The organism is Nonomuraea thailandensis (genome assembly GCF_024172165.1).
Lineage (GTDB): Bacteria > Actinomycetota > Actinomycetes > Streptosporangiales > Streptosporangiaceae > Nonomuraea > Nonomuraea thailandensis.
The window spans coordinates 5,202,805-5,223,842 of record NZ_JAMZEB010000002.1 but is presented as its reverse complement, the minus strand read 5'-3'; the positions used below and the strand labels follow the sequence as shown (position 1 = coordinate 5,223,842).

Annotated in this window: 17 protein-coding genes; 9 read left to right on the top strand and 8 right to left on the bottom strand. The window is 73.4% G+C overall.

Features of this window, described 5'->3' with window-relative positions; translation table 11 throughout:
- The first annotated feature begins 35 nt into the window (after positions 1-35).
- The 4 genes from HD597_RS27610 to HD597_RS27595 all read left to right on the top strand — a co-directional run bounded on the left by HD597_RS27610 (position 36) and on the right by HD597_RS27595 (position 5,487).
- On the top strand, positions 36-3,134 hold the full coding sequence (locus HD597_RS27610) for a helix-turn-helix transcriptional regulator (RefSeq protein WP_253745762.1): 3,099 nt from the start codon (positions 36-38) through the stop codon (positions 3,132-3,134).
- A 122-nt stretch (positions 3,135-3,256) separates the two neighbouring features.
- On the top strand, positions 3,257-4,123 hold the full coding sequence (locus HD597_RS27605) for a terpene synthase family protein (protein WP_253745761.1): 867 nt from the start codon (positions 3,257-3,259) through the stop codon (positions 4,121-4,123).
- Positions 4,124-4,380: 257 nt separating this feature from the next.
- Positions 4,381-4,974 carry a GTP-binding protein gene (locus HD597_RS27600; protein ID WP_253745760.1) on the top strand — a complete coding sequence of 198 codons (594 nt, stop codon included), beginning with the start codon at positions 4,381-4,383 and terminating at the stop codon, positions 4,972-4,974.
- A gap of 24 nt (positions 4,975-4,998) precedes the next feature.
- The gene (locus HD597_RS27595; RefSeq protein WP_253745759.1) at positions 4,999-5,487 is read left to right on the top strand and encodes an Lrp/AsnC family transcriptional regulator; all 489 of its coding nucleotides are present in this window, start codon (positions 4,999-5,001) and stop codon (positions 5,485-5,487) included.
- Positions 5,488-5,644: 157 nt separating this feature from the next.
- Here HD597_RS27595 and HD597_RS27590 read toward each other — a convergent pair whose 3' ends face one another.
- Complete coding sequence (locus HD597_RS27590) at positions 5,645-6,841, bottom strand: ROK family transcriptional regulator (RefSeq protein ID WP_253745758.1); 1,197 nt, start codon at positions 6,839-6,841, stop codon at positions 5,645-5,647.
- 194 nt (positions 6,842-7,035) lie between these two features.
- Between HD597_RS27590 and HD597_RS27585 the strand changes: the two genes are divergently transcribed.
- From HD597_RS27585 to HD597_RS27570, 4 genes are all read left to right on the top strand, one after another.
- Entirely contained in the window at positions 7,036-9,345 is a 2,310-nt protein-coding gene (locus HD597_RS27585; protein ID WP_504928501.1) for a HelD family protein, read from the top strand.
- Between the two features lie 876 nt (positions 9,346-10,221).
- Positions 10,222-12,135, top strand: a complete 1,914-nt coding sequence (lnt, locus tag HD597_RS27580) for an apolipoprotein N-acyltransferase (protein ID WP_253745757.1) — start codon at positions 10,222-10,224, stop codon at positions 12,133-12,135.
- Positions 12,132-12,881, top strand: a complete 750-nt coding sequence (locus tag HD597_RS27575; RefSeq protein WP_253745756.1) for a polyprenol monophosphomannose synthase — start codon at positions 12,132-12,134, stop codon at positions 12,879-12,881. Before lnt ends, HD597_RS27575 begins: the two co-directional genes overlap by 4 nt.
- 193 nt (positions 12,882-13,074) lie before the next feature.
- Positions 13,075-13,584: an FxsA family protein gene (locus tag HD597_RS27570; RefSeq protein WP_253745755.1), complete on the top strand. Its 510-nt coding sequence runs from the start codon at positions 13,075-13,077 to the stop codon at positions 13,582-13,584.
- Between the two features lie 417 nt (positions 13,585-14,001).
- On the opposite strand, the gene HD597_RS27565 is transcribed toward HD597_RS27570, so the two are convergent.
- The 5 genes from HD597_RS27565 to HD597_RS27540 all read right to left on the bottom strand — a co-directional run bounded on the left by HD597_RS27565 (position 14,002) and on the right by HD597_RS27540 (position 17,795).
- Positions 14,002-14,346 carry an RNA polymerase-binding protein RbpA gene (locus HD597_RS27565; RefSeq protein WP_043625492.1) on the bottom strand — a complete coding sequence of 115 codons (345 nt, stop codon included), beginning with the start codon at positions 14,344-14,346 and terminating at the stop codon, positions 14,002-14,004.
- 227 nt (positions 14,347-14,573) lie between these two features.
- Positions 14,574-14,966: a VOC family protein gene (locus tag HD597_RS27560; protein WP_253745754.1), complete on the bottom strand. Its 393-nt coding sequence runs from the start codon at positions 14,964-14,966 to the stop codon at positions 14,574-14,576.
- Positions 14,963-15,976, bottom strand: a complete 1,014-nt coding sequence (locus tag HD597_RS64800; protein ID WP_276083034.1) for an arsenate reductase/protein-tyrosine-phosphatase family protein — start codon at positions 15,974-15,976, stop codon at positions 14,963-14,965. Before HD597_RS64800 ends, HD597_RS27560 begins: the two co-directional genes overlap by 4 nt.
- 32 nt (positions 15,977-16,008) lie before the next feature.
- Complete coding sequence (locus HD597_RS27545; protein ID WP_253745753.1) at positions 16,009-16,671, bottom strand: response regulator; 663 nt, start codon at positions 16,669-16,671, stop codon at positions 16,009-16,011.
- The gene (locus HD597_RS27540) at positions 16,668-17,795 is read right to left on the bottom strand and encodes a sensor histidine kinase (RefSeq protein WP_253745752.1); all 1,128 of its coding nucleotides are present in this window, start codon (positions 17,793-17,795) and stop codon (positions 16,668-16,670) included. Before HD597_RS27540 ends, HD597_RS27545 begins: the two co-directional genes overlap by 4 nt.
- A 213-nt stretch (positions 17,796-18,008) precedes the next feature.
- Between HD597_RS27540 and HD597_RS27535 the strand changes: the two genes are divergently transcribed.
- Positions 18,009-18,383, top strand: coding sequence for a DUF6223 family protein (locus HD597_RS27535; RefSeq protein WP_253745751.1), 375 nt, complete (start codon positions 18,009-18,011; stop codon positions 18,381-18,383).
- Positions 18,384-18,421: 38 nt separating this feature from the next.
- Here HD597_RS27535 and HD597_RS27530 read toward each other — a convergent pair whose 3' ends face one another.
- The gene (locus tag HD597_RS27530; protein ID WP_253745750.1) at positions 18,422-19,465 is read right to left on the bottom strand and encodes a LacI family DNA-binding transcriptional regulator; all 1,044 of its coding nucleotides are present in this window, start codon (positions 19,463-19,465) and stop codon (positions 18,422-18,424) included.
- A 39-nt stretch (positions 19,466-19,504) separates the two neighbouring features.
- Positions 19,505-20,851 (bottom strand): DUF1996 domain-containing protein, encoded by a 1,347-nt coding sequence (locus tag HD597_RS27525; protein ID WP_253745749.1) that lies wholly within the window; start codon positions 20,849-20,851, stop codon positions 19,505-19,507.
- Positions 20,852-21,038 lie beyond the last annotated feature (187 nt).

Genomic DNA, 21,038 nt, shown 5'->3' with positions numbered 1-21,038 from the left:
GCTCTGGGACTTTGAGGGCGGCGGAGGGAGGGCGCATGTTCGTCGGCAGGACGGCGGAGCTCGCCTCACTGCGCGCGGAGCTGCGCGCGGCGGGCGGCGGATCCGCCAGGAGGGCGGTGGTCGAGGGGCCCGAGGGCATCGGCAAGACCGCGCTCATCCACCACGCGCTCGACGGGGAGGCGGGCGTGCGGGTGCTGGCCGTCAGCGGCGAGGAGAGCGAGCGGGAGCTCCGGCTCGGCGTCGTACGGCAGCTCATGGACGAGGCGGCCCTGCTGGACCCCGGGACGGACGAGGCGTCGGGCGTGGGGACCCGGGCGGCGGACGAGGCGGATCCCTGCGCGGCGGGGCAGGCGGTGTGCGAGCTCGTCGCACGGCTGTCGGCGCTGGGGACGCTGGCGGTGGTCGTCGACGACGCGCAATGGGTGGACAGGGCGTCGCTGCGGGCCCTCAGCTACGTGTTGCGGCACGTGCGGGCGGGACGCGTGCTCGTCCTGGTCGCCTGCCGCGATCTGGCCGACCCCTGGCTGCCGGACGGCCTGCGGCGGCTGCTCGCCGGTGACGGCACGCTGCTCATCACGCTCGGCGGGCTGAGCGCGGGCGACCTGGCCGAGCTGGCCGCCGACCCCGCGCTGACGGCCGCACGCCGGGAACGCGGCACGTACGGGTCTCCGGCGGACGCGGCACGGGAGGCACTGGCGGCGCTGCGATGGGACGCGCTCCAGCCGGACGTGCGGCCTGACATGGGGCGGCCTGATATGGGGCGGCCCGATTTGGGGCGGGCTGACGTGCGGAGGACCGACCTGGGGCGTTCGGGCGCGGGACGGACTGAGACGGGACGGGCCGAGACAGGACGGACTGAGACGGGGCTGCTGGAGGAGCGGTGGCCCGGGGTGACCTCGGGGGCGCGGCGGCTGCGGGAGCACACGCTGGGCAACCCGCTGCACGCCCGCGCCCTGCTGGCCGTCCTGACGCCCGCGGCCCTCGCCGACCCCGGCGTGCGGCTGACGGCGCCGGAGACCTACCGGCGCCCCTTCGCCCGCCGCCTGCACGCCTGCGCCCCCGCCACCCGGCGGCTGGTCGCGGCCTGCGCCGTGCTGGGCGGGGGCTGCCCGCTGCACGTGGCGGCGGCCGTGGCCGCCGGGATCGACGAGCCGCTGAACACGCTGGAGGAGGCCGTCACGGCCGGGCTGCTGCGGGAGCTGCCCGGCCGCCTGATCGACTTCCCCGAGCCGCTGGCCAGGGCCGCCGCCTACGACGGGATCGGCGCGGGCACGCGGGCGCGGCTGCACCTGGCCGCCGCCCGCCTGGCCGACGACGACGGCGCGGCGCTGCGGCACCGCGCCGCCGCGGCGGGCGGGCCGGACGAGGCGCTGGCGGAGGAGCTGGCGAGGTTCGCGGCCAAGGCCGCACAACACGGGCTGTGGCACGAGGCCGCCGCCCACCTGGAGCTGGCCGCCGGTCTCACGGAGTCGCCGGCGCGCCGCGACGAGCTGCGCACGGCCGTTCTGGAACACGTCCTCATCGGGGGCGATGTGATCCGGGCGGCCGAGCTCGCCGCCGTGCGCAACGCCGATCCGCGGCCGGTGCGCCGGTACGTGCTGGGCCGCCTCGCGCTGGCCGCCGGGCGCTTCGACGAGGCGTCCGAGCTGCTGGCGGAGGCGTGGCGGCACGCGGAGCCCGGGTTCGCCGCCGACGTGGCGGAGCAGCTGTCCTGGCTGCATCTGGTCACGGGGAACCGCGCGGGGGCGGCGAGCTGGGCGCGCCTGTCGATCGAGCAGCCCATCGCGGGGCCGGTCGCCAGGCCGTACGACGTGCTGGCGCTGGGAGGGGCACCCGGTGCCGGCGCGCCACCCGGCAGCCTCGCCGAGGCCGTGGCGCACCTGGCACGCGACGAGGCGGGCCAGGCGTGCGCGGTGCTGAAGCGGGCCGTGACCGCCGCGGGCGCGGCGGGGCTGCCGCACCACCGGCTGCTGGCCACCGCGCTGCTGTCCGTCGCCGAGCACGGGCTGGCGCGCTGGGACGAGGCCGTGGGCCACGCGGAGGCCGCTCTCGCCGAGGCGTCCGTCCTGGGGCAGCGCTGGCTGCTGCCGTGGCTGGAGGCCGCCTGTGTGGCGCCGCTGGCCGCCAGGGGCGACCACGAACGAGCCCTCGCCCACGCCACGGCCGCCGGCGCGGCCGCCCGCAGGATGCGGCACGCGGCGGGGGAGCACCAGGCGGACCTCGCCATGGCCCTGCTCGGCGCCGCCGACCTCCCCGCCCCGCAGCCCGGCGCCGCCGACCTCCCCGCCCCGCAGCCCGGCGTGGGCGACCTCCCGGCCCCGCAGCCCGGCGTGGGCGACCTCCCGGCCCCGCAGCCCGGCGTGGGCGACCTTCCCGCCGCGCACGCCGGCGTGGGCAATCCTCCGGTCGTGCACCCTGGCGTGGGTGACCTTCCGGTCGTGCACCCCGGCGTGGGTGACCTTCCGGTCGTGCGGCTCTGTGCGGGTGCCGGTGGTGTGGTGCCGGATCCGTGGCCCGGGCGCATCGAGGCGCTGGTCGCCGATGGGCGGCTGGAGGAGGCGGAGCGGGCGCTGCACGCGTACGAGCGGGCGGGGCCGGGCGGCGGGCGGCGCAGGCAGGCCGAGCGGATCAGGCTCGCGGGCCTGCTCCTGGCCGCCAGGAACGTTCCAACGCGGGCCGAGGAGGCGTTCGGGCAGGCGCTGGAGCTGGTCGGGGCCGGCGTGTGCCCGCTGGAGGAGGCGCGGGCGCTGCTGGACCTGGGCAGGCTGCTGCGCCGCACCGGTAGGCGCAGGGCGGCGGCCGACCGGCTCGGGGCGGCGCGCGCGATCTTCGACCGGCTGGGCGCCCGCCCGCTGGTCGAGCGCTGCGCCCAGGAGCTGGAGGCGTGCGGCCTGGAGCCGCCCGCCACCGTCAGGCTCGGTCTGACGCCGCAGGAGCTCAGCACCGCCACGCTGGTCGCCGGCGGCCTGACGAACCGCCAGATCGCCAGGGAGCTGCTCATCAGCGTCAAGACCGTGGAGTACCACATCGGCAAGATCTACACGAAGCTCGGCATCGGCTCCAGGGTGGCGCTGGCCGCCAAGCTCGCCTCGTACGGTCCGGAGGTATCGTTCCCGGCGGGCGAAGCAGGCTGATCGGCCACTCAGCTGATACCTTGATCGGCAGATCATGATCATGAAACAATTACCTCATTGGTGTATCTCCGGGTATGGGGGGACGTCGCCGATGGTCCGCGAGTCGATCGAACGGCCCTAGGATGCGGGACGACGAGCTGGACGTGGCGTTCGAGCTCGGCAGGACGTGCGCGCTGGCCGCGGAGTGCGGCAGGGACCTGCGGCGGTGCGCCCAGATGTACGCGGACCTGTTCCCCGACGCGGCCTTCGGCGCCGACTTCTTCAGCTCGCTCACCCTGGCCACGGCCTTCAGCGCCCCGTGGGCCGGCGCGGACCGGCTGAAGGCCGTCAACCGGGCGGCCCTGTGGGTGACGGCCGTGGACCGGCTCGTCGACCGCGCCGTGACCACCCGCGAGCAGGTCAACCGCCTGACGCGGGAGTGCCTGTCCGTCGCGGAGGGCGCGGTGCCGCGCTCGGCCGTCACCCGGTTCCTCGCCGACCTGCGCGACGAGCTGGCCACGGTCGAGGACTTCGGCGACCTGCAGGGCATCTGGCGCGACCAGCTCGCCCGGATGCTGGCGGGCATGGCCAGGACCTGGGTGTGGCGCGACACCCACACCGTGCCCACCCTGGCCCGGTACGTCGACAACGCCGACAGCCGCGGCTCCTGCTTCGTCGACCTGTCGCACTGGATCTACACCGCCGACGACTGGGCCCGGGCCAACCTGGAGGACCTGCGGGCCGTCAGCCGGCAGGTCCAGCGGTACCTGCACCTGCTCGGCGACGTCGCCTCCTATCGCAGGGACCTGAGCTGGGGCGATCTCAACGCGCTCGCGCTTGGTGCGGACGGCGCCGAGGTCGCGGCCGCGATCACGAACCTGGCGCGCGAGGCCGAGCAGCTCATCGGTCCGGTGTGCGAGCACAGCCCGCGCACGGCCTCCTACCTGCGAAGACGACTCGGGTTCCAGGCGGGTGTCACCGGCATTACGGACCATCAGCGAGCCGTGTAAAGGACTCGTCTGATTCCATGACAGACAAACTTGACACTAGCCGTGTTAGATTCGCGAAAAACGTGGCTTGGGACGACAAACCGTGACATTTTGTTTCTTGTAAAACATTGCGACTTGAGTGGAAAATGTGGCGTTGCTAGGGTGTCTCGATGCCAGGCATGTGGATCGACCCTCTCAGGCGAACCTTGACAGGTACCACTGACCGGCACCTCAGGGGCGGGGTCGCGCATGCGCGGGATATGTACGGGCGGTGCTGGATGGAATTCGGTCGCTCAGACCGTTGGCGGCTGCCGACTGCGATCAAGATCTTGGTCGCGGGGGGATTCGGCGCGGGCAAGACCACGATGGTCGGCGCCGTCTCGGAGACCAGGCCTCTTCGCACCGAGGAGGCGCTCACCCAGGTGGGCACCCACATCGACGACCTGTCGGGTGTCGAGCGCAAGCTGACCACCACGGTCGCGATGGACTTCGGGCGCATCACGATCCGCAACGACTACATGCTCTACCTGTTCGGCACCCCCGGCCAGGAGCGGTTCTTCTTCGTGTGGGACGAGCTGGCCATGGGCGCGCTGGGCGCCGTCGTGCTGGCCGACACCCGCCGCCTCGACGACTGCTTCCCGTCCGTCGACTACTTCGAGAAGCGCGGCCAGCCGTTCGTCGTGGCGCTGAACTGCTTCGACGGCGTCTCGCCGTTCACCGTCGGCGAGGTGCGCTCGGCGATCGGCCTGGAGCCGGACATCCCCATCGTGCGCTGCGACGCCCGCCGCCGCGACTCCGGCAGGGAGGTGCTCATCACCCTGGTCGAGCACGCGATGCGCAGGGGAGCCACCCCGGTCGGGACCATGTCGTGACCATGACCGGCTACCTTTGATGCGATGGAGGAGATCGACCGCCGTATCGTCACGTTGCTGGCCCGCGACGGGCGCATGAGCTTCACCGACCTGGCCAGGGAGACGGGGCTCTCCGTTTCGGCGGTGCACCAGCGCGTACGCCGCCTGGAGAAACGCGGGGTGGTGCGCGGCTACGCCGCGATCATCGACCACGACGCGGTGGGGCTGCCGCTGACCGCGTTCGTGTCGATCAAGCCGATCGACCCCGCGGCGCCCGACGACGCGCCCGAGCGGCTGGCCCACCTGGCCGCCATCGAGGCCTGTCACAGCGTGGCCGGCGACGAGAGCTACATCCTCAAGGTGCGGGTGGCCTCGCCTGCCGCGCTGGAGGACCTGCTGCAGCAGATCAGGGCCTCGGCCAACGTCTCGACCCGCACCACGGTCGTGCTGAGCACCCCGTACGAGCACCGCGCCCCCGACGTCGAGCCCGACGCGGCCGGCGATCCCGCCACCGGCCCTGACGGCCCCGCCTGACCTTCGCCGGCGAGCCCGCCGCCTGCTGGGCCGCCCGCCACGATCAGGACGAGCGGGACGGCCGGCCGGAGTGAAGGAAGCCACATCATCACGCGGCGCTCGACTCCGGCGGATCCGGCATGTGACACGGACCGTTCGAGAGGTCACCGCCCGCGGGTCATGACGGAACGGTCGAGCCGAACACCTCGTCGCGGGCGGTGGCCAGGGCGAGATCGAGCGCGCCGGCCAGGACCGGGTTGCCCTCGACGGTGGACAGCCGCACGGGCGGCCGGGGGATGGTCAGCGCGTGCAGCTCGTGCTCGACCAGCTCGCGCAGCGTCTCGCCGCCCGGCAGGACGGCGCCGCCGGTCAGCACGATCAGCTCGGGATCGACGACCGCCGTGATGGCGGCCAGCCCCACGGCCAGGCGGGCGGCGACATCGCGCAGGCCCGCCCTGGCGTCCTCGGCCTTCTGGCCGGTGCCCGCCGCCGCGCGCACGGCGGCCGCGACGGCGTGGCGGAAGTCGGTGCCGCGCACGCCGTACGAGCGCAGCAGCTTCAGCACCGCCTGCCCGCCCGTCAGCGCCTGGTATCCGTGGTCGGCGTAGCGGCCGGACTCGCGGGCCGTCGGCGCGCCGGGCGCGGGCATGTAGCCGACCTCGCCGGCCCCTCCCGTGGCGCCGCGGTGCACGCGCCCGCCGAGCACGATGGCCGAGCCGATGCCCGCGTCGGCCCACAGCAGCACGAAGTCGCGGTGGCCGCGGGCCGCGCCGTGCGCCTGCTCCGCGACCGCGACGAGGTTGACGTTGTTCTCCACGGCCACGGGCACGCCGAGCGCGGCGCTGAGCGCCGGCACCAGGTCGGGGATGTGCCAGCCGGGCACGTCCTTGGCGGCGGCGTACCCGAGCCTGCCGGTGGACGGGTCGATCGCGGCCTGCACGCCGATGACGACGCGGCGCAGCTTGTCCGGCGGGCGCGCGCCGAGCAGGGCGGCGTTGAGCCGTTCGGCGAGCTCGCCGTGGGGGCGGCGCGGGGTGGGCAGGGTGTGCTCGCCCACGATCGTGCCGGTGATGTCGGCCACCCTGGCCTCGATGCGGTGCGGGGTGACGTCGAGCGCGCCCACGTACGCCGCCGCAGGGTTGATCCGGTAGACCTCCGCGGTGCGGCCCGGCAGGCCCTCCCTGATGCCGTCCAGGACCACCAGGCCCGCCTGCTGCAACCGGGACAGCAGTTGTGAGGCCGTGGGCTTCGACAGCCCGGTGAGCGTGCCGATCTGGGGCCGGGTCAGCGGGCCGCGTTCGAGCAGGACCCGCAGGGCGGCGCGATCATTGATGGCGCGTAGCAGACTGGGGGTTCCCGGAACCGGATCGCTCACGCCGCCCTCCCGTCATCCTGAGTTAGTAAAGTTTCCTAACTTATATGACATCCAGAGGTGGCGGTCAAGAGATGAAACCAGGACGTGACCCGGCGGGGGAAGCGGGAAAGTGATGAGAGTGCCTCTACGGGCATGCTAATGTCGTCGTTTGTCGTAACAACAAGCAGAATGGCCCGGAGTGTCCCATTAACCACATTAATGGTCAGGCGGCAACTCGTCAAACCGAGCTCGCCAAGGAGCAGGCGTACGTCACCCGCCTCTACGACCGCCTCGACACGCTGCGCGAGCGCACCCAGCGGCAGTTGAAGGAGGTGCTGGCCTCGGGCGCCGTCGGCACGATGCAGAACAGGTCCGAGCGTGACACGTTCGCCGAGATGTACGCCACCCGCCTCGCGCGGCTCTGGGCGGTCGAACGCGGCCTGGTTTTCGGACGGCTGGATCACCTCGACGAGGGCCGGCTGTACATCGGCAAGCTCGGCATGACCGACGACGAGCAGCAGCGCCTGCTCATCGACTGGCGCGCGCCGGTGGCGCAGCCGTTCTACCGCGCCACCCCGGCCGCGCCGATGGGCGTCACCAGGCGCCGCCACCTGCAGACCAGGGGCCGCGCCGTGGTCGGCGTGGACGACGACCTGCTCGACCTCGACTCGCTCACCGACGACGACCGCGCCACGCTCAACGGCGAGGCCGCGCTGCTCGCCGCGCTCGACGAGCGGCGCACGGGCCGCATGCGCGACATCGTCGCCACCATCCAGTCGGAGCAGGACCGCGTCATCCGCAGCGACCTGAACGGCGTGCTCGTGGTGCAGGGCGGCCCCGGCACCGGCAAGACCGTCGTGGCCCTGCACCGGGCCGCGTACCTGCTCTACACCCACCGCGAGCGGCTGGAGCGCCGCGGCGTGCTCATCCTCGGGCCGAACCTGACGTTCCTGCGCTACATCGAGCAGGTGCTGCCCTCGCTCGGCGAGACCGACGTGCTGCTGTCCACGGTCGGCGAGCTCTACCCCGGCGTGAACGCCACCGCGCGCGAGCGGCCCGAGGTGGCCGCGCTCAAGGGCGACACGCGGATGGCCGACGTGATCGCCAAGGCCGTACGCGACCGGCAGCGGGTGCCGCGCCAGCCCATCGAGCTGACCATCGGCCGCATCACGCTCACCATCGACCGCAACATGCTGGAGGCCGCGAAGAACAAGGCCACCCGCTCCCGCCGCCCGCACAACCAGGCCCGAGCCGTGTTCGTCCGGTCGCTGCTCACCGCCCTGGCCAGACAGCAGGCACGCAAGATCGGCAAGGGGCTCATCGACGAGGACGACCTGGCCGACCTGCGGGAGGAGCTGCGTACCGAGCCGGTGGTCAAGTCCGCGCTGAACCGGCTGTGGCCGTACCTGACGCCGCAGCGGCTCCTGCTCGGCCTGTACGGCTCCCCGGAGCGCCTCGGGTACGCCGCCTCCGCCCTGACCCCGCAGGAACGCGCGCTGCTGCGCCGCACCGGCGGCGAGTGGACCGACTCCGACGTGCCGCTGCTCGACGAGGCCGCCGAACTGCTCGGCGACATCGACGAGCAGGTGCTGCGCGCCAGCGCGATGCAGGCCGAGGAGGAGCTGGCCGCCGCCCGGCAGGCCGAGGAGAGCCAGCGTGAGGCCGAGCTGGCCTACGCCCGCGAGGTGCTGGAGCTGACCGGGCTGTCGGACGTCATGGAGGCCGAGCGGCTGGCCGAGCGCCAGCGCGGCGAGGGCCCCTACCTCACCACCGCCGAACGCGCCGCCGCCGACCGCACCTGGGCCTACGGGCACGTGATCGTGGACGAGGCGCAGGAGCTGTCGCCGATGGCCTGGCGGGCCGTCATGCGGCGCTGCCCGACCCGGTCGATGACGATCGTCGGCGACATCGCCCAGACCGGCTCGGCGGCCGGGGCCCGCTCGTGGGAGGAGGTGCTCGACCCGTACGTGGCCGGGCGCTGGCGGCAGGAGCGGCTGACCGTCAACTACCGTACCCCCGTCGAGCTGATGGAGGTGGCCGCCCGCGTCCTGGCCACCATCGACCCGGCCCTGGAGGCGCCCGCCTCCGTGCGCGAGGCCGGCGCCCGCCCCTGGGCGGCGCCGCTGACGGCCCTGCCGGAGCTGGCCAAGGAGGAGGCGGGCGAGGGCGGCAAGGTCGCGGTGGTGGTGCCCGACTCGCTGCTGTCCGGCCTCGGTACGGAGATCGCCGCGAACGTGCCGGGCACCGTCGTCGTCGCGCCGGGCGCCGGCCGGGCCCGCGGGGCGGAGGCCCTGGACGCGCCCGTCGCCGTGATGGGGGTGGCCGACGCCAAGGGGCTGGAGTTCGACTCCGTCATCGTCGCCGAGCCCGACCTCATCGCCGCCCAGTCGCCACGAGGGCCCAGTGACCTGTATGTTGCTCTCACGCGTGCGACACAGCGGCTCGGGGTCGTCCACGAGCGGCCGCTGTCGCAGGCGTTGCGGGACTTGCCGAGCCGTTCTCCGGCGCCCGCAAATGGGCTTTGACCGGCTATGCGAACACCGGCCGAACATGTCCCACCTGCGGAAACTTGATGTTTCTGCTGATCGGGACACGGTTGACATCTGAGGTGGAGTCGGTAGTTTGCTGCGCAGTCCAGCACGGGACTTGGCCGGTTGGCCGTCTCTGACATCGCCGGATCCTGCGTCCGTGACGGAGCGTGACTCCGTCCACACAGCCAGGTGCAGGGCCGTCGGTCCGTCGAGTCGGGGCACCCCAACCGGGCGGGGGGTTGGACCCGGGACGGGTCCGGGAGCCCAGTAGACAACGGAATTCCGAGCTCGCCGCCGACGAGACGGGTCCGGTCCGAAGGGTTTCCGGGCCCTCTTCCCGCTCCCGTGCCATCGGACCGCCATCGCGCCGGGTGGTCCCGTTCAGCCGCGGGATCACCCTGCCGCCCCTCCCTTTTCCGGCGATGTTCCGATCTTCCGCGCGCCTCGCCGGTCTGAGTGCGGCCGGGGAGCGGTAGCGTTTTCGCAAGCAAGCCGTTTGTGAGGTGGCGAGGAGACCCCGGAGTGGTTCAGGACAGAACGGGCCTACCGCCCGCGGCCGGGCAGGAGCCCGGTCGTGCGGCCGTGGCGGCGTCGCCTGGTGACGGCACGCCGGAAACCGGCGCCACGCTGGCCGCTGACCCGCCACCCGCTTCCGCCGGCCCGTCCGGGCCGGCTTCGGGCGAGGGCTCCGTCGGCGCCGAATCGGCGGCCGACGCTCTGTCGCGCGCCGACGCCCGGCCGGATGCAGACACTCGGCTGCGCGCCGATGCCCGGCCGGGTGCCGGTGCCGTTGAGCCCGGCCTTGACTCCGAGCCCGAATCCGAGCGCGAGCCTGGATCCGGGCGCGAGTCTGAGCCTGAATCCGAGTCCGTGCCCGAGCCGGTACCAGGGTGCGTCGCCGAGGCGGCCGTCCCGGCTGCCGGGCGTGCCGCTGAGGAGCCCGTGCCGGGGGCCGGGCGTGCCGCTGAGGGGCCCGAGGCGGAGGTCGGCCGTGAGGCCGGGCGTGGAGCCGAGCCCGCGCCAACGGCCGAGGACGGGGCCGGGCAGGGCGGGGAGGCCCAGGGGCAGGCGGCCGAGGCGGTGACCAAGCCGGAGTCGCGGTGGGTGCTGCTGGGCAGGGTCGTGGCGGCCGCCGCCGGCGGGCTGGCGCTGTTCGCCGCGTTCCCGCCGCTCGGCTGGTGGCTGTGCGCCCCGCTCGGCATCGGGCTCATCGCCGGCTCGCTCCACGGCACCCGGCCCAGGAGAGCCGCCTGGATCGGTTATCTGGCCGCCTTGGTGTTCCTGCTGCCGGCGCTCGCCTGGGTGCGCAGCATCGGCGACGACGTCTGGTTCATGCTGGTCGGTACGGAAAGCCTGTTCTACGCCGCGATGGCCGCGATGGCGGCGCTGGTGTTCAGGCTTCCCGCGTGGCCCTTGTGGTTCGGCGGGCTGTGGGTGCTCATGGAGTGGGCTCGCAGCCTGGTGCCGATCGGCGGGTTCCCGTGGGCGCGGGCCGCCTTCAGCCAGGGCGAGTCGCTGTTCACCCCGTACGCGGCGCTCGGCGGCGTCCCGCTGGTGTCGTTCGCCGTCGCGCTGTGCGGCGCGCTGCTGGCCCAGGCGGTCCTCGGCAGGCACACCGCCCCAGGCAGGCGCCTACACGCCGGTAGTCGCACGGACCCCGGCAGTCGCACGGATTCCGGCAGTCGCACGGATTCCGGCGGGCGTACGGATTCAGGCAGTCGTACGGACCTCGGCGGGCGTACGGACTCTGGCAGGCGCACACCGCCCGGCGGGCGTGCCGTGCTCGTGCGCAGGGCGGCGCCTCTCGCGCTGGCGCTGGCCGTGCCGCTGCTGGGCCTCGCCGTGCCCAGGCCCGGCGACGAGGGCCGCGCCATCAACGTGGGCATCGTGCAGGGCAACGTTCCCGGCGAGGGCATGTACGCGCTCGGCGACGAGCCCGCCGTCGTGCTGCGCAACCACGCCAACGAGACCAAACGCCTCGCCCAGGCCGTACGCGAGGGCAAGCTGCCCAGGCCCGACCTGGTCGTCCTGCCGGAGAACTCCACCGACATCGACCCCTACCGAGACGAGTACGCCCGCCAGATCATCCACGACTCGGTCCAGGACGTCGGCGTGCCCACGCTCGTCGGGGCGGTCGTGGCGATCGGCACCGAGCACCGTGCCACCCGCAGCCTGGTGTGGGACCCGGTGACCGGGCCCGGCGACTACTACGACAAGCAGCGCCTGGTGCCGTTCGGGGAGTACACCCCGTTCAAGGAGATCGTGCTGGCGCTGTGGGAGCGGGCCGGCCTCGTCGGCAGGCAGTCGGTCCCCGGCGACCAGCCGGGCGACCTCAAGCTGGGCCGGGTCACGATCGGCGCGGTCAACTGCTACGAGGTCGCCTACGACGACACGGTGCGCGAGACCGTCCGCGCCGGGGGCACCCCGCTCGTCGTGCAGACCAACAACGCCTCCTACGCCCTGTCCAACCTGCCGCCCCAGCAGCTCGCCATGTCCCAGCTGCGCGCCGTCGAGCACAACCGGGCCGTCGTGACGGCAGCGACCACCGGGATCTCGGCATATGTCACACCTGACGGTAAGGTCTCCTGGCAGACCCGCGAGCGTGTCGCTGACATGAACGTGGTCCGGGTGCCCGTACGCACGGAGCAAACGCTTGCCACGAAGGTGGGGGCGCTCCCTGAGTGGGCATTGATGGTGATGGGAGCCGCGGCGGCCGCAGTCGCCGCGTGGCACGGCAGGCGGCGGGGCGGTCGGATGGGCGGTCGGATGAGGAACGACGGATGATGGAGACTCTCGGCAGGGTGCTCGTCGTCGTGCCCACCTACAACGAGCGCGACAACCTGCCGGCGATCGTCGAACGCGTGCGTGCCGCCGTCCCCGACGCCCACGTGCTGGTGGCCGACGACAACAGCCCCGACGGCACCGGGGAGGTCGCCGACGGGCTCGCCGCCGGCGACGACCACGTGCACGTCCTGCACCGGCCCGGCAAGCAGGGCCTCGGGGCCGCGTACATCGCCGGGTTCCGCTGGGGCCTGGAGGAGGGCTACGACGTCCTGGTCGAGATGGACGCCGACGGCTCCCACCAGCCCGAGGAGCTGCCGAAGCTGCTGGAGGCGCTGGCCGACGGCGCCGACCTGGCGATCGGCTCGCGCTACGTGCCTGGCGGCAAGGTCGTCAACTGGCCCCAGCGCCGCGAGCTGCTGTCGAAGGGCGCCAACATCTACACCCGGGTGATGCTCGGCCTTCCCGTACGCGACGCGACCGCCGGCTTCCGCGCCTACCGGGCCGCCACGCTGGAGAAGGTCGGCCTGTCGGGGGTGGAGTCGCAGGGGTACTGCTTCCAGGTGGACCTGACGCTGCGCACGTCCCGGCACGGGCTGCGGGTGGTGGAGGTGCCGATCACGTTCGTGGAGCGTACGGTCGGCAAGAGCAAGATGAGCGGCAAGGTCATGTCCGAGGCCCTGTGGCGGATCGGCATGTGGGGCGTCGCCGGGCTGCCCAAGCGGCTCAAGGGCCCGTCCCACGACTGAGCGCCCTCCCGTCCCGGCCTGCGGCCGAGGTTGCGATCCGGGCTGGAGCGGTCGGGGCGGCCATGTGGACTAGGTGGTCGCGGGGCGGCCGGCCGGATGAGAGCGGCCAGGGGCCGTATCCGGGACATCCCTGATTTGCCGCCGTCCCTGGAACGCCCGGCGGCCTCCCAGCGTTGTTCCTGCTGTAACGCGCGTGCGAATCGAGGAAACGATGCGGCTCCTGCTCTTCCTGGCCTTCCTGGTCGTGCCCGTCCTGGAGATCTGGCTGCTGATCCAGGTCGGGTCGGTGATCGGCGGGCCCGCGACCGTCGCCCTGCTCATCGCCGACAGCCTTCTGGGCGCCTGGCTGGTACGCCGCGAGGGCCGCCGGGCCTGGCGGGCGCTGCGGACGGCGCTGGAGTCGGGCCGCATGCCCGACAAGGAGCTGGCCGACGGCGGCATCATCCTGGTGGGCGGCACGCTGCTGCTGACGCCGGGGTTCTTCACCGACGTGTTCGGGTTCCTGTGCCTGATCCCGTTCACCCGGCCGATGATGCGCCGGCTGGGGTCGTGGTTCTTCGAGCGCCGGATCAAGAAGATGGCCGCCGCGTCGCCGTACGCGAACCTCTTCCCGCCGTCCTCGGGCTTCCCCGGCGCGGACGCGCCGCAGGGGAACAGCCGGGTGGTGCACGGCGAGGTCATCCGCGAGGACCGCGACTCGTAGCTGCCTCTCCCTCGCCACGGGACCCATGGGCCGGCAGCCTCGGGCCCCGCAGGGGCCGCCGTCGGGACTGGTTCCGGAGCAGGGCCAGGAGGGAGGGGGCCGGTAGCGCCCGCCCTGGGCCCGGCGTGCCGGCCCGAGTGCGCTCGTCCGCGCGTCAGGTGGCGGTTCATGAACGAGTGGGCAGGCTCCGAGCTTGATCGTGCACGCCCGTGCGGCTTTTACGTGCTTGCCTTGAGCGCCGACTTGACCGTGCGTGCCCGCGCTGCCGTCCCTTCGCGCCGCGCCGCCCCCACCGGGGCCGACGCGGGGCTGTGGTGAGCGGTCAACCAGCCCCTGGCCTGATGCCGTACACCCCTGATGCCGTACACCAAAGAAAAACCCCCGGGCAGTGCCCGGGGGTTTCACCGTGAGAGGAGGTCAGGCGCTCTTACGACGCTGTGCCCGCAATACCGCGAGCCGCTCGTTGAGCACCTCCTCAAGATCCTCGATGGATCGCCGCTCCAGAAGCATGTCCCAGTGTGTCCGTGGGGGCTTGGTCTTCTTGGACTCCGGCTGCTCGCCGTCCACCCGCACCGCGGTCGCGCCGCACATGCGGCACTCCCAGGTCGCGGGGATCTCAGCCTCGGCGGCAAGCGGAACCTCGAAGCGATGGCCCTTAGGACAGGTGTAGGACACCTCCTGGCGCGGGGCCAGATCCGTGTTACGGTCGTTCTCGTAGCTGGTTGCCCCGAGCCGGGTGCCACGAAGCGCGCGCTCGCCCATGTCTAAATGCCTCCTACAGGGCCCCCTTGCGTGGGGGGTCTGTCTCCCACGGTGTCTAACGCTTGGTACCGTGATGGGATTCCCACCCTCGGGGTGATCCAATCGCGCTTGAGGCCTCGGTTCTTCACAAGATCGGTGATCAGGCCCGCACCCTGCGGTGATGCGCTGGTTCTGACTCGGGTGCGCATACCGGTGCCTGTGTTTCGGGCAATATGTCGTACGTGTTGTCAGGTTCTGGCCGGAGTTCGGGCCGGCTGGAACAGCTCGACGAGGTTGCCTGCCGGGTCGGTGAGCAGGATCTGGCGGCCGCCGGGGCCGGAGATCGCGTCGCCGAGGAAGGACAGGCCGGCGTCGCGGAGCCGGTCGATCTCGGCGTCGAGGTCGTCGACGATGAGGTGGATGCGGTTGCGGCCGGCGGCGGTGCCGTCGGGTGTGGCGCGGGCACCGGAGCTGGCCGGGCCTGACAGCAGCAGCCGCAGCGGGCCGCGTACGACGTCGGCGAAGGCGGGCGCGGCGTCCAGGCGCAGGGTGAACCCGAGGTGGGTGGTGTAGAAGTCGACGGCGGCGGCCACGTCGTCGACGAGGTAACGCACGCTGGCGAGCTGGTCGGGTGCGGTCATGACCGGGCCTCCTGTGGCATCAGGATGGGCAGCAGGTAATGGATGCGGGTGTCGATCTCCGCGGCGGTACGGGCGAAGGGCGGGATGGTGCGGGGGAAAGCGCCGGGCGGGGTGGCGCGGGGGAAAGCGCCGGTGCTCGCGAAGCCTGGACGTGCGGCGCTGCCCGCTGCGGTGGGATCGGGCATGGCCGTGGGATCGGGCATGGCGGCGGCATCGGGCATGGCGGTGGGGTCGGTGGCCGGGGCGGGGATGCTCCAGTGCAGGCGGCGGGGGCTGCCGGGGAAGTCGGGGAAGGCTTCGCGGACCTTGTCGCAGAGGCTGATCACGAAGTCGAACCGGCGGCCGGAGACGGTGTCCAGGTGCCGGGGGTGCTGGTCCCGCACGTCGATGCCGTAGTGCTCGCGCAGGACGGCGACCGCGTCCGGGTGCAGCCGCCGCCTGGGATGGCTGCCGGCGCTGACCGTCTCGACGTTCCCGCCGGTGCGGTGGCGCAGCAGGGCCTCGGCGATCGGTGAGCGGGCGCTGTTGCCCGTGCAGGCGAACAGCACGCGCGGCCGGCGCGCCGCCGGCGACGCGGCTTGTGGCGGGGCCGGGACGGTGGGCGGTGCGTGCGCGGGTCGCGCGGGAGTGGTGCCCGGGGCGTTCGAGGGCGGGGCAAGGGAGAGGGCCGGTCCGTGCGGGGAGAGGCCGAGCGCGGGGGGCCGGGCCGGGGACAGGCGCAGCGCGGGGTGGAGGGCGGCACCGGTGGCGGCGAGCGCGTGGGCGCAGCGGTCCAGGTCCAGGTGATAGTAGCTGTCGCGGGCGTCGTGGGAGCTGCGCCGGGCGGTGACCAGCCCGCCGTCGCGCAGCAGCCGCAGATGGTAGGAGACCAGGTTCTGCGGCTGGCCGATGAGCTCGACGAGCTCCCGGACCCGGTAGTCGCTCGCGGCCAGCTCGCTCAGCAGCCGCCACCGCAGGGGATGGGCGGCCAGCCGGAGAAAGGCCGGGGTGGCTGGGGGAGAGCTCACCATGGCCCGATAATACATCAAATGGATTTGATGTATCAGGAGCCGCCGGGGGAGACCAGGCCGGACTCGTAGGCCAGGATGACGAGCTGGGCGCGGTCCCGGGCGTGGAGCTTGGTCATGGCCCGGTTGACGTGGGTCTTGGCGGTCAGCGGGCTGATCACCATGTGGTCGGCGATCTCGTCGTTGGACAGCCCGCGCGCCACCAGGACCACGGCCTCGCGTTCGCGGTTGGTCAGCTCCTCCAGGCCGGGCCCGGCGGCGGTCCGGCGCGGCTGGGTGACGTACCGGTCGATGAGCCTGCGGGTGATGGACGGGGCGAGCAGGGCGTCGCCGCGGGCGGCGACGCGTACCGCGTGCAGGAAGTCCTCGGGCACGATGTCCTTGACGAGGAACCCGGCCGCGCCGGCGCGCAGCGCGTCGAAGACGTACTCGTCGAAGCCGTAGTTGGTGAGGATGACGACGTGCACCCCGGCCAGGGCCGGGTCCGCGGCGATGCGCCGGGTCGCCTCGATGCCGTCGACCACCGGCATCTGGATGTCGATGAGCGCGATGTCGGGCAGGTGCCGCCTGGCCAGGGCCAGGCCCTCCAGCCCGTCGCCGGCCTCGGCCACCACCTCGATGTCGTCCTCGAGGTCGAGCAGCGCCCGGAACCCGCTGCGCAGGAGCGGCTGGTCGTCGACCAGCAGGACCCGGATCATGACGCCCGGTTCACCGGCAGCTCGGCCTGGACGGTGAAGCCGCCCTCGCCGCGCGGCTCCGCGCGCAGCCGGCCGCCGAGCGCGGTGACGCGCTCGCGCATCCCGGTCAGCCCGACGCCGGGGGACGGGGCGGTATCCGGGGTGGCCTGGCCGTCGTCGTCGATGCGGATCGCCAGCACGTCCGGGCGGCAGTCGATGCGCACCGACACGGTCGCGGCGGCGGCGTGCCGGGCGACGTTGGTGAGCGACTCCTGGACGATCCGGTAGACGGTACGGCTCACCGCTGTCGGCACCGACTGCCGTTGCCCCTCGATCGTCAGGGTCGCGTCCAGGCCGGTCGCGCGAGCGCGTTCCACCAGCTCGGCGACGTGGTCCAGGCCGCGCGGGGGGCTCGTGTCGTCCTCGCGCAGGGCCTCCAGGGTGGCGCGCAACTCCCGGGTCGCCTCCCGCCCCGCCTCCTGGATCGCCAGCAGGGCCTCCGGGACCTGCTCGCCGCGCCTGCGGGCCACGTGCACGGCGACCTCCGCCTGGACCTTGATGATCGAGATCTGGTGGGTGAGCGAGTCGTGCAGCTCGCGCGCGATGCGCAGCCGTTCCTCGTCGGCACGGCGCCGGGCGGTCTCCTCGCGCGTGCGCTCGGCCTCCTCCGCCCGCCGCTCGGCCTGCCGCAGCGCCTCTCCCGCCGCGCCGGCCGCCACCAGCCAGGCCAGCTCCAGAGCGCCCCTGGCCTGCGCGAACGCCTCTCCCGTGTCGTGCAGGCCGGCGGCCATGGCCGCCAGGGGGAGAGCCGCCAGCACGATCACGCTCGCCGCCACCGTGGTCGCGCGATGTCCGGCCCGTACGGCGGCGTACACCGCGAACAGGTACGCGACCGCGGGCACGTCGAAACCGGCCGCCTGGTAACCCACCGCGCACAACCCTGTGGCGGCCAGGACGACCACCGGAGCCCGGCGCCGCGCGGCGAGCGCCAGGCCGCCGCCGGCCAGCAGCGCGTACCCGAGCAGGCCGAGGCCCGTCGCGGCAGGCCGCTCGGACAGCCCCGTGACGAGCAGCGCCGCCGCCACGCAGGCGGCGATCGCCCAGTCGAAGACATCGGCCCGCAGCCTGGACCGTCCCGCACTCATGCGCGCACCTTAGCGGGATACCGCCGCGGGGCGAATCCCGCGAGGGGCTGAGTGGGCTGCTACCGCGGCCGCGGTACCGGGGACGGTACTGCCGCGTGCGCGGTAGGCCGCTGCTGCTCGCGTGGCAGTGCGGAATGCCTGCCTGTGCCGGACGACCGGCGGCCGGTCCGGCGGACATCATCGGGTCACGTCCAGTCAGAGGAGGAACCAGCCATGTCGATCCGATATCTGCTCGCCGCGCACGTCCTGGCCCAGCCGGACCCCGTCTCCGCCTACAGCCTCACCTCCGGGCGCCTGTGGTCGCTGGTGGCCGCGCTGCTGGGGCTGGCCGGCGTGGCCGCCGGCGGGCTGGCCCTGTTCCGCTCCCGGGCGGGTGGCAGGAGCGGGCGGACGGGGGCCTTCGCGGCCGTGGTGGCGGGTGCGGCGGGTGCGGTCATCGGCGGGCTGGTCGTGGCCGCCGCCGAAGGCGGTCCCGGCACCGGCTACGGCATCGTCGGCGGGTACGTCGCCCTGGTGGTGGGGCTGGCCGCCGTGGTCGTCGGCGGGCTGGGCCTGGCCCGCCTGCGCCGGCGCCTCACTCGCTCCTGATCACAGCTCCGGCCGCGCGCCCGGGGTGGGGAGAGCCGTCACGAGGAGTCGCGGATCACCAGGGACGGCTCGAAGATGATCGAGGTGGGACGGCGCCCAGGCTGCCCGACGTGCTCCAGCAGCAGGCGGGCCAGCTCCGCCGCCATGTCCTCCACCGGATGCCGTACGGTCGTCAGCGCCGGCCGGCACGCTGTCGCCGCGCTGCTGTCGTCGAAGCCGACCACGGCCACGTCGCCCGGCACCGCGCGGCCGTGGTGCCGCAGCACCGGCAGGGCCCCCTGCGCCATCAGGTCGTTGGCCACGAAGACGCCGTCGAGGCCGGGGTGGTCGGCCAGCAGGCGTTCCATGGCCCGCTCGCCGCTGTGATAGGTGAAGCCGCCTTCGGCGCAGGGCACGAACGGGTGGCCGTGCGCGGCCATCGCGTCGCGGAAGCCGGCCAGGCGGGCCTGGCTCGCCGGCACGTCCAGCGGCCCGGAGATGGTCACGATCTGCTTCCTGCCGCGGGCGACGAGGTGGTCGGCGGCGAGCCTGGCCCCGGCCCGGTGGTCGACGTCGACGTAGCTGATCGGCACGGGCTCGGCGGGCCTGGCGAAGAGCACGGCGGGCAGCCTGGCCTCGGCCAGGAGCCGCGGCAGCGGGTCCTCGGCGTGGGTGGAGACCAGGACGGCGCCGTCGGCGTCGCCCTGCCGCAACGAGGCGAGCACCTGCGCGCGGGCCTCGGCGGTCTCGGCGAACATCAGGACCGGATGGATGCCGCGCGGGCGCAGGTAGCCGACGACGCCGCCGGCGACCCGGCCGAAGAAGGGGTCGGCGAGCACCTCGACGGGGAAGGAGCCGCTCTCGCCGCCCGCGCCGGAGACGACCAGGGCGATGCTGCCCGTACGGCGGGTGACGAGCGAGCGGGCCGCCCGGTTGGGCACGTATCCGGTGGCGGCGACGGCCTGCCTGACCGCCTCCTGGATCGCGGAGTCGACGTTGCGGATGCCGTTGATCACCCGGGAGACGGTGGCCCGGGAGACCCCCGCCGCCCTGGCGACGTCCTCCAGCGTGGGGGACGGCGGCGGCGGGGGATCTTGGGTCATGGCGCCTTTATAGCACACCGATGGGAGAGCGCTCTCCGATCAGGCTCCGGGGAGCTGGAAGTCCGGGGTGAGCGCGGCGCCACGGTGCGGTTTGTACAGGTCGTACCCGCGGGGGTCGCACTGGAGGCCGCCGTTGATGCAGTGGGTCACCAGCGCGTCCAGGATCGCGGGGTCGTCCCAGGCGTTGAAGAAGTCGTAGTGCCAGGAGTAGCCCCGGCCGCTGGACAGCCGCGCCTGCGACAGGTCGCCGTCCGCCGGGAAGGCGATCTTGAACTCGAGCATCGGCACCGCCACCGGATGGCCGGCCGGGCAGTAGCCGCCGACGGGGTAGGACATGTGGCTCTTGTGGTCGGGGCTGTCGAGGCGGACGCCGTCCCAGCAGCTCGGCGCCTGGTAGCGGACGTTCACCTGGGTGCCCGCCGCGCACGAGGCGGGGATGTCCCAGCTCCTGGACAGGTCGCCGCACTCGAAGCCCTCGACGGCGCCGGGGGAGTCGCGGAACTGCTCCAGGCTCGCGCCCGGGCTGCCGGCGACGAAGCGCAGGCCCTGCGGGAACGGCTGCACCCGCCAGTACTCCAGGATGCCGGACTTGTAGTAGACGACCTGGTTCCCGGTGGGCTCGACGAGCCGGTCGCCCTTGTGGAAGCTCGGGAACCAGTAGGCGGAGCGGTCGTGCGGGTTCGTGCACGAGGTGCCGCCGGCGAGCAGCGAGGCGGTCGTGCTGTGCGCGTTCGTGGTGCGGTTGCCGATGAAGGTGTGCAGGTGGGAGGCGCCGGGCAGGCCGGGGTAGACGATGGGGTCGTCGGGGCGGTTCGCCGTCACCGAGCAGTTGGCCTGGAACTCGTGGTGCGTCACCTCGTCGGTGAAGGTGGGCCGCGGTCTCGGGGTGGTCGGGGCGCCGCCGGTGCCGTAGACCTGGAACTCCCACAGGGAGTAGCCGTAGCCGGTGCCTCGGGCGGTGCCGTACAGGCGGACGTGGCGGCCGGTCGCCCGCACGTCGAGGCTCTGGACGCCGCCGGCGCCGGTGGTGGTGGCGTACGCGTCGGTCCAGGTCGTGGCGTCGTTCGAGGTCTGGATCCTGAAGGATCTGCCGTACGCGGCCTCCCACTCCAGGACGACGCGGGAGATCGTGGCGGGTGCGCCGAGGTCGACCTGGAGCCACTGCGGGTCGGCGGCGGCGCTGGACCAGCGCGTGGTGCGGGTGCCGTCGAAGGCGGCTCCCGCGCTGTGGCCCGCACCCTCGGTGGAGGACGCCGTCGCGGGCCGCCCCTCGGAGATCAGGGCGTCGGCCGCGAACGCGGGCGTGACGGCGGCGACGCAGGCCGCGAACACGGCGGCCAGCGCGATGGCCACCGGCCATCGCGGGATCCTGCTGGACGGGTGCATGGGTCTCTCCTTCGGTCGGGAACGGTCGGAGAGCGCTCTCCGAGATTGACGCCTGCGCCGGGCGCCTGTCAAGAGGGCCTGGCGCAGGCAGATTTCGCCGTCGTGACCGGCGGATTTCGGGCCGCCGAGCGAATGGGGCCTTGACGCACCCTCGCGGCCGGAGGAACCTCGGGTGTCGGAGAGCGCT

Excerpts from the sequence above, each read along its gene's own strand:
- HD597_RS27610 (WP_253745762.1), top strand. The coding sequence starts at position 36 with ATGTTCGTCGGCAGGACGGCGGAGCTCGCCTCACTGCGCGCGGAGCTG.
- HD597_RS27605 (WP_253745761.1), top strand. The coding sequence starts at position 3,257 with ATGCGGGACGACGAGCTGGACGTGGCGTTCGAGCTCGGCAGGACGTGC.
- HD597_RS27600 (WP_253745760.1), top strand. The coding sequence starts at position 4,381 with ATGGAATTCGGTCGCTCAGACCGTTGGCGGCTGCCGACTGCGATCAAG.
- HD597_RS27595 (WP_253745759.1), top strand. The coding sequence starts at position 4,999 with ATGGAGGAGATCGACCGCCGTATCGTCACGTTGCTGGCCCGCGACGGG.
- HD597_RS27575 (WP_253745756.1), top strand. The coding sequence starts at position 12,132 with ATGATGGAGACTCTCGGCAGGGTGCTCGTCGTCGTGCCCACCTACAAC.
- HD597_RS27565 (WP_043625492.1), bottom strand. The coding sequence starts at position 14,346 with ATGGGCGAGCGCGCGCTTCGTGGCACCCGGCTCGGGGCAACCAGCTAC.
- HD597_RS27560 (WP_253745754.1), bottom strand. The coding sequence starts at position 14,966 with ATGACCGCACCCGACCAGCTCGCCAGCGTGCGTTACCTCGTCGACGAC.
- HD597_RS64800 (WP_276083034.1), bottom strand. The coding sequence starts at position 15,976 with ATGGTGAGCTCTCCCCCAGCCACCCCGGCCTTTCTCCGGCTGGCCGCC.
- HD597_RS27545 (WP_253745753.1), bottom strand. The coding sequence starts at position 16,671 with ATGATCCGGGTCCTGCTGGTCGACGACCAGCCGCTCCTGCGCAGCGGG.
- HD597_RS27540 (WP_253745752.1), bottom strand. The coding sequence starts at position 17,795 with ATGAGTGCGGGACGGTCCAGGCTGCGGGCCGATGTCTTCGACTGGGCG.
- HD597_RS27535 (WP_253745751.1), top strand. The coding sequence starts at position 18,009 with ATGTCGATCCGATATCTGCTCGCCGCGCACGTCCTGGCCCAGCCGGAC.
- HD597_RS27530 (WP_253745750.1), bottom strand. The coding sequence starts at position 19,465 with ATGACCCAAGATCCCCCGCCGCCGCCGTCCCCCACGCTGGAGGACGTC.
- HD597_RS27525 (WP_253745749.1), bottom strand. The coding sequence starts at position 20,851 with ATGCACCCGTCCAGCAGGATCCCGCGATGGCCGGTGGCCATCGCGCTG.